Here is a 13,819-nt window from a genome sequence, read left to right as displayed (position 1 = left end):
GGGGTTGTCTCCGTCGACAACCCCGACCTATGTTCGTATGCACATAAGCACGGGGAATCGTGGCAGGGGAAGAGGCTCGATGAAAGCCATCATGGTCATGTTCGACACGCTCAACCGGCGCTTCCTGCCGCCTTACGGGGCACAGGAAATCCATGCCCCGAAATTCACGCGCCTCGCCGAGCGCACGGCCACCTTCGACACCTGCTACGCGGGCTCCATGCCGTGCATGCCGGCCCGCCGCGAACTGCACACCGGCCGCCACAACTTCCTGCACCGCAGCTGGGGCCCGCTCGAACCCTTCGACGACTCGATGCCCCAGATCCTCGGTGAACACGACGTCCACACCCACCTGGTGACGGACCATCAGCACTACTGGGAGGACGGCGGCGCCACCTATCACGGCCGCTACCGCACCTTCGAGTTCTTCCGCGGCCAGGAGGGCGACCCCTGGAAGGGGCACGTGGCCGACCCCGACATTCCCGACGCCGTCCGCGTGCGCCGCGGGGAGGGCTGGCGACAGGACTGGATCAACCGCCAGTACCTCGCGGACGAGGCCGACCACCCGCAGACCCGCACCTTCGACGCGGGCCTGGAGTTCCTGTACACCAACCACGCCGAGGACGACTGGTTCCTGCAGATCGAGACGTTCGACCCGCACGAGCCGTTCTTCAGCTACGCCCGCCACAAGCAGCACTACGCGCACGCCTACGACGGCCCTCACTTCGACTGGCCCGACTACAAACAGGTCAGCGAGAGCGACGAACAGGTCGACCATGCCCGCCGCGAGTACGCGGCCCTGCTGTCCATGTGCGACGCCTCCCTGGGCCGAGTCCTCGACACCATGGACGAACTCGCTCTGTGGGACGACACGTTGCTGATAGTCTGCACCGACCACGGCCTGCTGCTCGGAGAGCACGGCTGGTGGGGCAAGAACGTCCAGCCCTGGTACGACGAGACCATCCACACCCCTCTGTTCATCTGGGACCCGCGCAGCCGCGTCCAGGGCGAGCGCCGCACCTCTCTCGTCCAGACCATCGACCTGGCACCGACGCTCCTGGACCACTTCGGCCTCGCCCCCACCCCCGATATGCAGGGCCACCCGCTGCAGCGGACCGTCACCGACGACACCCCCGTACGCGAAGCGGGCCTGTTCGGCGCCTTCGGCGGCCACGTCAGCGTCACCGACGGCCGCCACGTCTACATGCGGGCGAGCGCGGAGCGGACCAACCAGCCCTTGCACGAGCACACCCTCATGCCCACCCACATGCGCGGCCGCTTCGCCCCCGCCGAGCTCAAGGGCGCCGAACTGGTACCACCGTTCTCTTTCACCAAAGAGGTGCCGCTGGTGAAGGTGCCGGGCCACGCCATGTCCAACCCGTACGCCTTCGGAACCCTGCTCTACGACCTGGAAACCGACCCCGAGCAGCAACACTCGCTCGTCGACGACGCGTTGGAGCTGCGCATGGCGACGCTGCTGACCGACCTGCTGAGGACCTCGGACGCTCCGCGGGAGCAGTACGTGCGGCTCGGACTGCCGGAGTCGGGCCCGGTCACCGAAGCGCATCTGCTCGCCCGGACGCAGCGCCCCCAGGTGGAGGCGTCCACCGAACCCCCGCCCCGCCCGGAGGACTTCCCCCCAGGCCCGCTCAGCGTCCACGTACCGCTGCGTGACCTGCTCGCGCACACCGAGGGCGAACGCATCCTGCGGGCGCACTTCGCGGCACTCCTGGATGGGCCGTTCGCCCGCATGGCCGCGGAGTTGTCCCTGCTCCAGATCGCCACGTTCGCGGTCGGCCTCGTCCCCCGCGACCTGCTCCGGGCCATCGCCACCGAACTCGCCGCCGCGTCGTCGCCAGAACTGAGGACCTTCTCGACCTTGACGGCGAACGCGGTCCAGTCGTAGGGGTCAGACCTGCGGCAGGGAGAAGGGGACGTGTCCGACGGCGCGGCCGGTGGTGTCGAGGAGCCGGCCCATGCGTTTGCGGGTGTGGAGGAAGACGGTGCGGTCGCTGACCTTCAGGTGCGGGAAGCGTTCCGCGAGGTGCGCCTCGAAGGGGTCGATGGCGTGCAGGCCGCGCAGCCAGACCATGACGAGGAGGTTGTCGGAGCCGCTGACGGACACGGCCAGGCGGACCTCTTCCCTTCGGGCGAGCGCGTTGCCCGTGGCCTCGAGGTGGGTGTGGGGGACCGCGGTGCGGTAGAGCACGACCGTCGAGAGCCCGGCGAGGGGATGGGCCAGGTCGCAGCGGAAAGTGATGTCCCTGTCGCGGACCATCCGCTGGAGCCGGCGGCGGGCGGTGTGTTCGCTCATGCCGGTCGCGGTGCCCAGGTCGGTGTAGCCGAGGCGTCCGTCACGGCCGAGGGCTTCGAGAAGGGCCTGATCCTCGGGCGGCGGCCGGTGGTGCATATGGGCGCTGTACGGAGTCGGGTGCGAGGTGCGCGGAGCGGAGAGCCCCGCGTCGCCGGACGGTTCCATGGCCCGCATGCGCCAGTCGCCGCCCTCGCTGTACAGGGTGATGCCGAGGCGTGTGCGGGTGGACCGTACGCCTCTCAGGCCGCCGATCAGACCGTACACCGAGCGGCCGAGGGAGGGCAGGTCGGCAGCGACGACCGACGCCAGGAGATCGAAGTCGCCGGCCGTCTCGTCGACGCTGAAGACCCAGGGCATGTCGGCCAGGGCGGCGCCGGCGGATTCCACGGCCCGGGGCCGGCACCTGACCTCGACGTAGGCGACGGTCGTCGCCTTCGCGGAGTCGTACGCGCTGACCCAGGCCAGACCGCCCGCGCGCAGCCGTTCCCAGCGGCGGGCCGCCGTGGTCGCGTCCACGCCGAGGGCCCTGCCGAGCCGGGCCCACGGTGCCCGGGGAGCGGCCTGGAGCGCGTCGACGAGGGCCAGGTCCAACTCGGAGAACGGAGCAGCCCCGCCGGTCCCGCGGGAATCAGGGACTGTGGCTCCTCCCGAGATGTTTTCCTGCAATTCTCCAGGGATTCCTGTCACGGACCGGATCGTAGGGGCACTTCCGGCCAATGCCCAACCCCGGCTTCGGCCACCCGGAGTCGAAGGAGTGCCGCGTGTCTGCTCCGCCCCCTCAGCCCGTCCGCAGAACCGTCCGGATCACGATCGTGCTGCTGTTCACCGCCTGGCTGGTCGACTACGCCGACCGGCTCGTCATCAACCTTGCCCTGCCCTCCATCGGCGACGAGTTCGACGTGGGCCGCGGGGAACAGGGCCTGATCGTCTCGGCGTTCTTCCTCGCCTACGCCCTGTGCCAGATCCCCGGCGGCCTGCTCGCAGACCGGTACGGTGCCCAGCGGATCATGCTCTGGGCCCTGCTGTCCTGGTCGGTGTTCACCGCGCTGACCGGCTTCGCCTGGTCGTTCGCCGTCCTGCTGCTCATGCGGTTCGCGTTCGGCGCGGCCGAGGGCGTCTTCCCGCCCGCCTCGATGAAGGTCCTCGTCGAGCGGACCACACCGGCCCAGCGCATGGGCGCCAACGGCGTGATCATGAGCTCGAACGCCCTCGCCGGGGTCCTCACCCCGCTCCTCGTCGCGCCTCTGATCGCCGCTTTCGGGTGGCGCTCGGCGTTCTACTCGACGGCGGCCCTCGGCGTGTTCGTCCTGGTGGCGATACGGGTATGGCTCCCCGCGCCGCTGCCGCCGACGGAGCCGGAGACCCGCGTCGCCCGGCGGCGCGCGGGCGGCGTCCTGCGTCAAGGCGTGATCTGGCGGTTCAGCGCCATGATGTTCGGCTACAGCATGATCGTGTGGGGTCTCAGCACGTGGATCCCGTCCTATGTGAGCGAGGAGTACGGCGTCTCGCTCGCCTCGACCGGGGCCCTCGTGGCGATTCCCGGTCTCGCCGCGACCGGCGCGATCGTCGTCGGCGGGCGGCTCGCGGACCGTCTTGGCGGCCACCACCGCAGGGTGATCGTGCCCGGCATGACGGTGGCTGCCGTGACGCTGCTGTTCATGGTCTTCTCGCCGTCGCTCATCGGTTTCATCGTCTTCGGCACGCTCGCCACGACCGCCGTCTCCCTGTGCTACATGCCGATCCTTGCCGTGCCGCTGGGCGGCCTCGCGCCCGAGGACGTCGGCGTGGGCAGTGGCGCGATCGTCTTCGGCGGCCAGGTGGCCGGGATGGTCGCCCCGCCCGTCATCGGCGTGCTCGCCGACGCCTTCTCCTTCAAGGTGGCCTTCGCCTCCCTGGTGCTCGGCGCGGCCATCGCTCTTGTGATGGCGCTTCTCACCCCGCAGGACGCCGCCACCTTCCGGACCGTCACCGGCGCGTCCGACCTGCCCACGCCCGCAAAGGAGCACTCATGACCGCCGCCCCCATCGCGCGCCTGCTGTCCGGCTTCCCGGAGCGGCTGCCCGGCCTGATGGCCCTCTACGAGGACCTGCACGCCCACCCGGAGTTGTCCTTCCAGGAGTTCCGTACGGCCGGAGTCGTCGCGGAACGGCTGCGCGAGCAGGGCTGGGAGGTCACCGAGGGCGTCGGCGGCACCGGTGTCGTCGGGGTCCTGGCCAACGGCGAGGGCCCGGTGGTCCTGCTCCGCGCCGACATGGACGGGCTCCCGGTGCGGGAGCGGACACAACTGCCGTACGCCTCCCAGGAGATGGGCGTCGACGGCGAGGGCAACAAGGTTCCCGTCATGCACGCTTGCGGCCATGACATGCACGTCACCTGCCTGCTCGGCGTGACCACTCAACTCGCCGCCGCCCGTGGGGAATGGCATGGCACGGTCGTCGCGGTGTTCCAGCCGGCGGAGGAGGTCGGCGGGGCACCGGCCATGATCGAGGACGGCTTCCTGGACCGCTTTCCACGCGCGGATGTCTGCCTCGGCCAGCATGTGTCCCCGGCCCCCGTCGGTCTCGTCGGCACCCGCCCGGGCACGGTGATGGCCGCCTCCGACAGCCTGCGGGTCCGCCTTCACGGCCGCGGCGGACACGGCTCCACGCCTGAGACGACCGTCGATCCGATCGTCATGGCCGCCGCGGTCGTCATGCGGCTGCAGACGGTCGTCTCCCGGGAGGTGGGGGCGGCGCAGACCGCCGTGGTGACCGTCGGATCGCTGCACGCGGGCACGAAGGAGAACATCATTCCCGACACGGCGGACCTGCGGATCAACATTCGCTCCACGACGCCCGTCGTACGGGAGCGGGTCCTGGCGGCTGTCGAACGGATCGTCCGTGCCGAGGCGGCCGCGTCCGGCGCGCCCAAGGAGCCCGAAATCACCGCTCTCAACGCCTTCTCCGTCACGGTCAACGACACCGCGGCCACCGGCACCGTACTGACCGCGATCGCCGAAGTCCTGGGCGGTGAGCGGGTGTTCACCCTTCCCGAACCCCTCACCGGCAGCGAGGACTTCGGCACCTTCGGCACGGCGCTCGGTGTTCCCTCGGTCTTCTGGCACTTCGGGGGCGGCGACCCGGCCCACTTCGAGCACATCGACCCCGACACCTTGCTGACGGACGGCCTGCCAGACACGGTCCCGGCCAACCACTCCCCGTACTTCGCGCCCGTACCCGAACCCACGATCCACACCGGCGTGACGGCGCTGCTCGCGGCGGCCGCCCACTGGCTGTGTGCCGGCGACCGACAGGAGAAGTGACGTGCCTCTGGACCCGGACATTGCCGCGTTCTTGCGAAGGCTCCAGCAACTCGGCGCCCCAGAACCAGGGGAGAACGCTGTTGCACGGGCCAGAGCCCGGCTGCGGGCGCTGACCGCCGACCACCTCGACCAGGCCGCAAAGCCCGAGGTCGCGACGGTGACCTCGACGGTGCTGGCGGATTCCGTCCCGGCCCGCGTCTACCGGCCGCATGCCACGACGCCCGTGCCAACGGTGGTGTACCTGCACGGCGGCGGCTGGGTGGCCGGCGACCTCGACACACACGACGTGCACGCCCGGAACCTGTGCCGCGACCTCGACGCCGTCGTGGTGAGCGTCGACTACCGGCTCGCGCCCGAGCATCGTTTCCCCGCCGCGGTCGAGGACGCTTACGCCGCCCTGACCTGGGTCGCGCGGCACGCGGACGCGTTCGGCGGCGACCCTGCCCGGCTGGTCGTCGGCGGCGACAGCGCCGGAGCGACGCTGTCCGCCGTGTGCGCACAGCAGGCCCACGCCGACGGACTGTCGCTCGCCGCCCAACTCCTGGTCTACCCCAGCACGGACATGTCCGGCGCTTACCCGTCGCGGGCCGAGAACGGCGAAGGCTACTTCCTCACCACCACAGAACTGCACTGGTTCTTCGAGCAGTACCTCGGCGTCAGCCCCTCCGATCCTGCCTCCGCCGCGTTCGGCGCCGACCCGCGGGTCGCACCCCTGCGGGCGAAGGACCTGTCCGGGCTCGCTCCGGCCGTCGTGGCCACCGCGGAGTACGACCCGCTGCGTGATGAGGGAGACGCGTACGCCGAAGCGCTGCGGGGCGCCGGCGTACGCGTCGCGCACCGGCGGTTCGACGGCCTCGTCCACGGCTTCTACGGCATGGACCACCTCAGCCATGCCGCAGGGGAGGCGACGGCCTGGATCAACGCCGCGCTCAAACGACTGCTCGGCTGACAGCCCCTACCCACCCTCGTCCGTGAAGTCCCTTTATCCGTAAGGAAGTCCGTATGAACCCGAACGACGCCGGTGCCGATCTCGCCTACCTCAGCGCCACCGAGGCGCGACGGCTCTTCGACGCCGGCGAGCTCTCCCCGGTGGAGCTGATGCACGCGGTCATCGCCCGCGCGGAACAGACCGAACCGGTCGTCAACGCCTTCACCGAGCAGCTCTTCGACGAGGCACTCCAACAGGCCCGGCACGCCGAGGACCGCTTCCTCGGCAAGGGCGGCCTGACGCCGCGCCCGCTGGAAGGCATCCCGGTCGCCACCAAGGAGAAGCACGCCATCGCCGGGCGTTCCCTCACCGAGGGCTCCCTCGTCAACGTCGGCAACACCGCGACCGAGAACGCCCCGGTCATCGACCGGATCCTCGACGCGGGCGGCATCGTCCACGCCCGCACCGCCACCTCCGAGTTCTCCATCGCCACCTTCACCCACAGCCGCCTGTGGGGCGTCACCCGCAATCCGTGGAACCCCGACTTCACCCCCGGCGGCTCGTCCGGCGGCGCGGGCGCCTGCCTCGCCGCCGGTACCGCGCTGCTCGCCTCCGCCTCCGACATCGGCGGCTCGACCCGCATCCCCGCCGCCTTCACCGGCACCGTCGGGTACAAGGCCCCGTACGGCCGGATACCCGGCGTCGCACCGCTGTCCGCCGACCACTACCGCGGCGACGGCCCCATGGCACGCACCGTCGACGACTGCATCACCTTCGCCAACGTCCTGGCAGGCCCCGACCCGCGCGACCACGTGTCGCTGCGCCCGAAACTCGTCCTGCCGACCGAGTACGACGCGGTCGCCGGGATGCGCATCGCCCTGTGCCTGCGCCTGGGTGCCTACGACGTCCACCCGGAGATCGAGGCCAACACCCGCGCCGTCGCCAGCGCCCTCACCGACGCGGGCGCGATCGTCGAGGAGATCGAACTCCCGTGGACCAAGGACGACCTCCTCATCAGTGCCGCCGCACACTTCTCCACGATCTTCGGCGCCCTCGTCCGCGAGATCGAAGCCGAGCACCGCGACCGGATGTCGCCGTACGCGGCAGCCTTCGCCGACACCATGGCCGTCGCCCGTGAGCAGGTCACCTACCTCGACGGCCTGCGCGTCGAGACCCGGCTGCAGCGCGAACTGGCTGAGGCGATTGCCCCCTTCGACGCCCTGATCTGTCCGACCACGGCCGTTCCGGGACTGCCCGCCGGAGACGATCTCCTGGGGCGTCTGGTGGTGAACGGCGAGGACCACGGCGAGCCGCTGTGGGCGACCATGACGCTGCCCTTCAACATCAGCAACCGTTGCCCCGTCCTCAACGTGCCAAGCGGCCACTCCAGTTGGGGCCTTCCGACCGGCGTCCAGATCGTCGGCCACACCTATGACGACCCGACCGTCTTCCGCATCGGCAAAGCCGTAGAGCAACTCCGCACCTGGGCATACACCCCGAACCGCCGACCGAGCGTCCAGCCGACGCCTCTCGTACAGTCAGCCACTGACTGATCGTCGGTCCGTCCTGACCAGGCACTGAGCCTTTCCAGCCTGCTTTCCGAGCTTGCTCGTTGGGCTGACAATGTGGAGAAGCCAGTCCTCGCGGTGCTCAACGACCTCGAGACCACCCGAGAGCCCACTGCCGTGTGATCGCGCCCGTCACCCGACGTCGTCTCGCACTTCTTCGCATGCCTCGCCCCACCGAGGGCGACGCAACCTAGCGGCCCAGCTGGTCCGTGGCTGGTCCGGGACGCGCGCAGATTTGCGGCGAATGAGTCCGGAAGGTTGCTGAATGGTCACGGATAGTGGCTGCGGGGCTGTGGGTGCCTGGAAGGGTAAAGCTCCCTCCAGGCACCCAGCTTGAGGCTCTAGAAGAATCCAAGTTTCTTAGGGCTGTATGAAACCAAAACGTTCTTCGTCTGCTGGTGGTACTCCGTGCGCGTTGCTCTGACCTGCGCGTATGTGCGATTCGAGGGGTGGTTGGCGGGGTTTGGCCCGTGTATGGTCCGGATCTTGGTCTCGAGTTGTCTTGTGCTGCCTTCGGGAAGGTGCCACGTCACGCATCGGGTCGACCCACGTGCCCCCTGAGACCGTGGAGACTGCTTCGGAAGAGCAGAGTTGGCCGACAGTCGTGGCTGCACTTCGCTGATGAGTGCCAAGGTGGGAGTCTGGCGTCATCCGCGCATCAGGCGGCCCGTCGATGTCGACGTGTTTCCGATGACGTCGCATGTTGAGTGTGTCGCCCATCTGCCCGATGCAGGGGCGATGGTGCGATGCCCCGGCTTCACCGATGTTTGTTGGCGACGAGGGCGGGTTCGCCATCCGCCCTCTTTACGATCCGGCTTGCGTGCGCAGGGCGTCGGAGATCGACTTGGCGCCGCCGTGGGCGGTGTAGCCGCCGTCGACGGGGATCTCGGCGCCGGTGATGAAAGAAGCCTCGTCGGAGAGCAGGAACGCGACGAGCGGGGTGATCTCGTCGACCGTGCCAGTGCGGCCGAGCGGGGTCTCGCGGAGGTTGCTCTCGCGGAAGGCGGGGGCGGCCGACGCGGTCATCTCCGTCTCGATGAAGCCGGGGTGGATGGTGTTGACGCGGATGCCGCGCGGCCCGAGTTCCAGCGCTGCGGTCTTGGACAGGCCGCGCAGCGCCCATTTGCTGGACGTGTACGCCACCGGGTAATGGGCGGTCAGTGCGGCGGAGGAGCCGATGTTGACGATCGACGCACCGGGCGGCATCAGCGGGGTGAGGTGCTGGATGCCGAGGAGGGGGCCGGTGACGTTCACGGCGTGCACGCGGGCGAAGTCGTCGGCGCGTATCTCGTCGAGGCGGGCGCGCCAGGTGATGCCCGCGTTGTTGACCAGGCCGTGGATCTGTCCGTACGACTCCCTCAGCTCGGCGGCGAGTTGGGCCCACTGTGCCTCGTCGGTGACGTCGAGGGGGCGGATGCCCGTGGCCTCCGTGACGTCGGTGGCGATGACGCGGGCGCCCTCTTGGGTGAGCGCCTTGGCTTCGGCGGCGCCCTGACCGCGGGCCGCGCCGGTGACGACCACGACCTTGCCGAGAAGCCGCTTGGGGCGCAGGTCGCTCACGGCCGTTCCCGGGAGCGGCGCCGGCCGTTGGGCAGGACGACCGGGGCGGCGCCCGTGACCACGGTGTTGGAGACCGTGCCGATGCCTTCGACGGTAAGGGCGACGGTGTCGCCGGGCTTCAGCGGCGCGGGGGTCTGCTCGCTGCGCAGGCCCCACAGCTCGGCGAGGCAGCCGCCGTTGCCGCAGGTGCCGGAGCCCAGGATGTCGCCGGGGACGATCCGGGTGCCGCGGGAGGCGTACGCGGCCATCTCCTCGAAGGTCCAGCTCATGTTGGACAGCAGGTCTTTGCCGATGACCTGGCCGTTCACGGAGGCGGTGAGGGCGAGGCGGAGGAAGCCCTCGGCGTCGCGGTACGGCTCGAGTTCGTCGGCCGTGACCAGGTACGGGCCGAGGGTGGTCGCGGTGTCCTTGCCCTTGCAGGGGCCGAGGCCGACCGTCATCTCGGCGGACTGCAGGTCCCGTGCGGACCAGTCGTTGAAGACCGTGTAGCCGATGATGTGGTCCCGTGCCTGCTCCGGGGTGAGGTCGCTGCCCTCGCGGCCGATGACGGCGGCGACTTCGAGTTCATAGTCGAGGGCGGTCGAGCCCGGGGGCATCGGGATGTCGTCGTGCGCGCCGAACAGTGCGTGCGGGTTGGTGAAGTAGAAGGTGGGCGCCGCGTACCACTGCTCGGGCACTCCGGCGATACCGTCCACTGCCTTGCGTACGCCTTCGACGTGTTCCTCGAAGGTGACGAAGTCCCGTACGGAGGAAGGCTGGAGCGGGGGAAGCAGCCGCACCTTCGAGACGTGCGGCCCTGGCGGTACGTCGAGTGCGGCGGCGCCGGCGTCGAGGAGGGCGGGCAGGCCGTCGCCGGAGCGGATCAGCTCGGTGAGTGACGTGGTGCCGGGCAGCGGGTAGAGGGTGCCGTCCGCCTCGACGACGGCGACGCGGGTGCGGTGCTGGTGGGCGTAGGTGGCGAATCGCATGGGACTCCTGGCGCGAGGAGGGGCCGGGGCGCGGCGGTGAGTCAAGGCATGGACAGGGCCGCCGCGCCCCCGGAGCTCGGGGTGGGGTCAGACCGGCGGGGCGACGAACACGCCGCGGTCCGGGTCGTTGAAGGACTCCTTGGCGACGATCTCGTTCATCGCGTTGGCGGTGCCCCACTGGTCGGTGACCTCGGGCTTTGAGAAGTCGTAGACGTGCGGGTGCCAGGTGTCCTCGTCGAGCAGCTCCAACTCGGTCGTGTACTCGACGGTGTTGCCGTGCGGGTCGAGGAAGTACGTGAAGGTGTTGTCGCCCGCCATGTGCCGGCCGGGACCCCAGATCTTCTTGAACCCGGCGCGCATCACGCGGCCCGAACCGCGCATGTACTCGTCGATGCCGCGCATCTCGAAGGAGACGTGGTGCAGGGCGGTGTGCGGGCCCTTGGCGAGGGCCATCGAGTGGTGCTGGTTGCTGATCCGCATGAAGTGCATGACCTCGCCCATGTGGGGCGAGGAGAGGGTGTCGGAGAGCGCGAAGCCGAGGTGGCGCTCGTACCACTCCCGTGTGCGGTTCAGGTCGGGGGAGTTGAGCACGACGTGGGAGAGCTTGACCGGGATGGCCTCCTTCTCCTCGATCTTGCGGTGCCGCCTGACCTCGACGTCGGCGGAGACCTCGATGGTGCGCCCGTCGACGTCGAAGAAGCGGAAACCATAGCCGCCGCCGGGGGTGTCGACCTTGCCCGGCTGGGAGATCAACTGCACGCCGCCCGCAAGGAGTTGCTCGGCGAGCGTGTCCACGTCCTGCGGTGAGGCCGCTCCGTACGAGACGAGGTCGAGGCGCTTCTCGTCGGCCTTGCGCAGCCGGACGACGTACTGCTCGGGGGAGCCCTCGGCGGCCAGGAAGGAGAGACCGGAGTCCTCGGCGACCTTGGTCAGGCCCCAGACGCCGGAGTAGAAGTCGAGCTGCTTGTCATAGTCGGGCACGGCCAGGTCGACGTGCCGCAGATGGGTGAGCAGACGTCCGTTCATGGCGATCAGTCCTTCCGGGGACGGAGGCGGAGGAGGGCGGCCGCGTTGCCGCCGCGCACCGCGTCGAAGTCGGCGTGGGACAGGCGGGCGGCGCGCAGGGCGCCGAGCGGGTCGTCGGCGCCCATGTCGAAGGGGAAGTCGGAGCCGAGCAGCACCCGGTCGGCGCCCGCCACGCGCACCAACTCCCGCAGTACGTAGGGGTCGTGGACGAGCGAGTCGAAGTAGAGGCGCCCGAGGTAGCTGCTCGGCGTCTCCCGGCAGGTCCGTGCGTCGGGGCGGGCCCGCCAGGCATGGTCCGCGCGGCCGATATGCGTGGGCAGATAGCCGCCGCCGTGCGCCGCGATCAGCCGCAGTCCCGGGTGCCGGTCGAGGACGCCGGAGAAGATCAGGTGGGACAGGGCGACGGCGTTCTCGGTGGGCTGGCCGACGGAGTTGGAGAGGTACCACTGGTCGAGGCGCTCGTCGAGGGTGCAGCCGAAGGGGTGCAGGAAGACGATCGCCCCGGTCTCCTGGGCCCGTGCCCACAGCGGTTCGTAGGCGGGGTCGGACAGTTCGCGCCCCGGTGCGTGGCTGGAGATCTCCACCCCGGACAGGCCCTGCTCAAGGGCGTGGTCGAGCGCGTGCACCGCCTGTTCGGGGTGTTGCAGCGGTACGAGGCCGATGCCGCGCAGCCGGTCGGGGGCGGCCGAACAGTGCGCCGCGGTCGTCTCGTTGGCGAGCCTGTACACCTTCTCGGCCGTCTCCTCGTCGGCCCAGTAGTGGTAGTGCGAGGGGGAGGGGCTGACGAGCTGGACGTCCACGTCCTGGGCGTCCATCGCCGCGAGGCGGACGGTCGGATCGGTGAGCCGGGCGATGCGTTCGCCGATCATCGGGCCGTTGACCTTCAGGGCGTCCGGGCCGTTGCGGCGGGCGTCCAGGGCCTTGGCCTCGGCATGGCCCGGCAGCCCGTCCACCAGTGCCTCGATCTGGGGCAGCAGGATGTGGGCGTGCACGTCGATGGTGGGCGGTGTCGTCATGGCAGCTCCCGCAGCATGGTCATGGTGCGGCCCATCAGCCCGGGTATGTCCGCGTCGCGGACTCCGTCGAGCTGCCACTGGCCGATCTGCACGGACGCTTCGACGACGGGACGTACGCGGTGGATCCGCCGCTCGTAGTACGCCTGGAACAGGGCGTCCTCCCAGGCGTCGGCGGCGGTCAGCATCTCGGCGAGGACCCAGGCGTCCTCCATCGACAGGGCCGCGCCTTGGGCGAGGGTGGGCGGGCAGCAGTGCGCGGCGTCGCCGACGAGCACGACGCGGCCGCGGTGCCAGGAGCCCTCGACCAGCATCCGGTCGAACCAGGTGTAGTTGACCTGCGTCGGGTCGGTGATGTGCCGGGTGATCTCGGGCCAGTGGCCGCCGTAGTGCCGGGCCAGGGCACGCATCTCGTCGGCGTAGGAGGTGGTGGGGAGGGAGGCACGGTCGCGGTTGGCCTCGACGACGTACGCGTAGAGCGTGCTCTCGCTGGTCGGGCAGTAGCCGGCGATGTAGGCGGGGCCGCCGAAGGCGAGGTCGGTGCGGGTCAGACCGGCCGGGCGGGGTGCGGCGATCCGCCAGATGGCCATGCCGGTGGGCTCCGGCTTGTCCGGGATGCCGATGGCCGCGCGGGTCGTGGAGCCCAGGCCGTCGGCGGCGATCACGAGGTCGTAGTGGCCCTCGGTGCCGTCGGTGCAGCGGACGGTGACGCCGGCACCGTCTTGTTCGAGGGACTCCGCGCGAACACCCAGGCGTACGGTGGCACCGCTCGCGCGGACCGCGTCGATGAGGATGCGCTGGAGCTGGGGGCGCTGCATGCCGACGGTGGCGGGCAGGTCGTCGCCGCCGGTGCGCAGATCGTCGGCGACATGCAGGATGGTGCCGTCGGGGGCGGTGATGCCGACCGCGGCGAAGCCGTACCCGGACTTCTCCACCTGCTCCCACACGCCGAGTTCGCGCAGGACGCGCAGGGCGTTGCCCTGGAGTGTGATGCCGGACCCGGCGGTGGCGTTCCAGTCGTCCTTGGCCTCGATCAGGTCGACCGCGATCCCGGCGCGGCGCAGCAGAATCGTGGCGGCGTTGCCGGCCGCGCCACCGCCGATGACGAGAACCGTGCGGGGTGTGCTCATGGGGGAACTCCTGT

Annotated in this window: 11 protein-coding genes; 5 read left to right on the top strand and 6 right to left on the bottom strand. The window is 70.1% G+C overall.

Features of this window, described 5'->3' with window-relative positions:
- Positions 1 to 79 precede the first annotated feature (79 nt).
- The gene (locus tag OG574_RS06225; protein ID WP_326772244.1) at positions 80 to 1,903 is read left to right on the top strand and encodes a sulfatase-like hydrolase/transferase; all 1,824 of its coding nucleotides are present in this window, start codon (positions 80 to 82) and stop codon (positions 1,901 to 1,903) included.
- Positions 1,904 to 1,906: 3 nt separating this feature from the next.
- Here OG574_RS06225 and OG574_RS06220 read toward each other — a convergent pair whose 3' ends face one another.
- Complete coding sequence (locus tag OG574_RS06220) at positions 1,907 to 2,998, bottom strand: Lrp/AsnC family transcriptional regulator (protein ID WP_326772243.1); 1,092 nt, start codon at positions 2,996 to 2,998, stop codon at positions 1,907 to 1,909.
- 74 nt (positions 2,999 to 3,072) lie between these two features.
- Between OG574_RS06220 and OG574_RS06215 the strand changes: the two genes are divergently transcribed.
- From OG574_RS06215 to OG574_RS06200, 4 genes are read left to right on the top strand one after another with little or no spacing between them, the layout of a single operon-like run.
- On the top strand, positions 3,073 to 4,323 hold the full coding sequence (locus OG574_RS06215) for an MFS transporter (protein WP_326772242.1): 1,251 nt from the start codon (positions 3,073 to 3,075) through the stop codon (positions 4,321 to 4,323).
- The gene (locus tag OG574_RS06210) at positions 4,320 to 5,612 is read left to right on the top strand and encodes an amidohydrolase (RefSeq protein ID WP_326772241.1); all 1,293 of its coding nucleotides are present in this window, start codon (positions 4,320 to 4,322) and stop codon (positions 5,610 to 5,612) included. The genes OG574_RS06215 and OG574_RS06210 overlap by 4 nt, the downstream gene beginning before the upstream one ends.
- A 1-nt stretch (position 5,613) precedes the next feature.
- Entirely contained in the window at positions 5,614 to 6,561 is a 948-nt protein-coding gene (locus OG574_RS06205) for an alpha/beta hydrolase (protein ID WP_326772240.1), read from the top strand.
- A gap of 53 nt (positions 6,562 to 6,614) precedes the next feature.
- Entirely contained in the window at positions 6,615 to 8,093 is a 1,479-nt protein-coding gene (locus OG574_RS06200) for an amidase (RefSeq protein ID WP_326772239.1), read from the top strand.
- 819 nt (positions 8,094 to 8,912) lie between these two features.
- Here the strand turns inward: OG574_RS06200 and OG574_RS06195 are convergent.
- From OG574_RS06195 to OG574_RS06175, 5 genes are all read right to left on the bottom strand, one after another.
- Complete coding sequence (locus tag OG574_RS06195) at positions 8,913 to 9,668, bottom strand: SDR family NAD(P)-dependent oxidoreductase (protein ID WP_266570709.1); 756 nt, start codon at positions 9,666 to 9,668, stop codon at positions 8,913 to 8,915.
- Positions 9,665 to 10,636, bottom strand: coding sequence for a fumarylacetoacetate hydrolase family protein (locus OG574_RS06190; RefSeq protein WP_326772238.1), 972 nt, complete (start codon positions 10,634 to 10,636; stop codon positions 9,665 to 9,667). The genes OG574_RS06195 and OG574_RS06190 overlap by 4 nt, the downstream gene beginning before the upstream one ends.
- Positions 10,637 to 10,723: 87 nt before the next feature.
- On the bottom strand, positions 10,724 to 11,662 hold the full coding sequence (locus OG574_RS06185; RefSeq protein ID WP_266629691.1) for a VOC family protein: 939 nt from the start codon (positions 11,660 to 11,662) through the stop codon (positions 10,724 to 10,726).
- A 5-nt stretch (positions 11,663 to 11,667) separates the two neighbouring features.
- Positions 11,668 to 12,678 carry an amidohydrolase family protein gene (locus OG574_RS06180; RefSeq protein ID WP_326772237.1) on the bottom strand — a complete coding sequence of 337 codons (1,011 nt, stop codon included), beginning with the start codon at positions 12,676 to 12,678 and terminating at the stop codon, positions 11,668 to 11,670.
- On the bottom strand, positions 12,675 to 13,805 hold the full coding sequence (locus OG574_RS06175; RefSeq protein WP_266570705.1) for an FAD-dependent oxidoreductase: 1,131 nt from the start codon (positions 13,803 to 13,805) through the stop codon (positions 12,675 to 12,677). Before OG574_RS06175 ends, OG574_RS06180 begins: the two co-directional genes overlap by 4 nt.
- Between the last annotated feature and the right edge of the window lie 14 nt (positions 13,806 to 13,819).

The sequence above is a fragment of the Streptomyces sp. NBC_01445 genome (genome assembly GCF_035918235.1).
GTDB lineage: Bacteria > Actinomycetota > Actinomycetes > Streptomycetales > Streptomycetaceae > Streptomyces.
The sequence above is the reverse complement of the archived record's forward strand: the minus strand, read 5'-3'. Positions and strand labels throughout refer to the sequence as shown.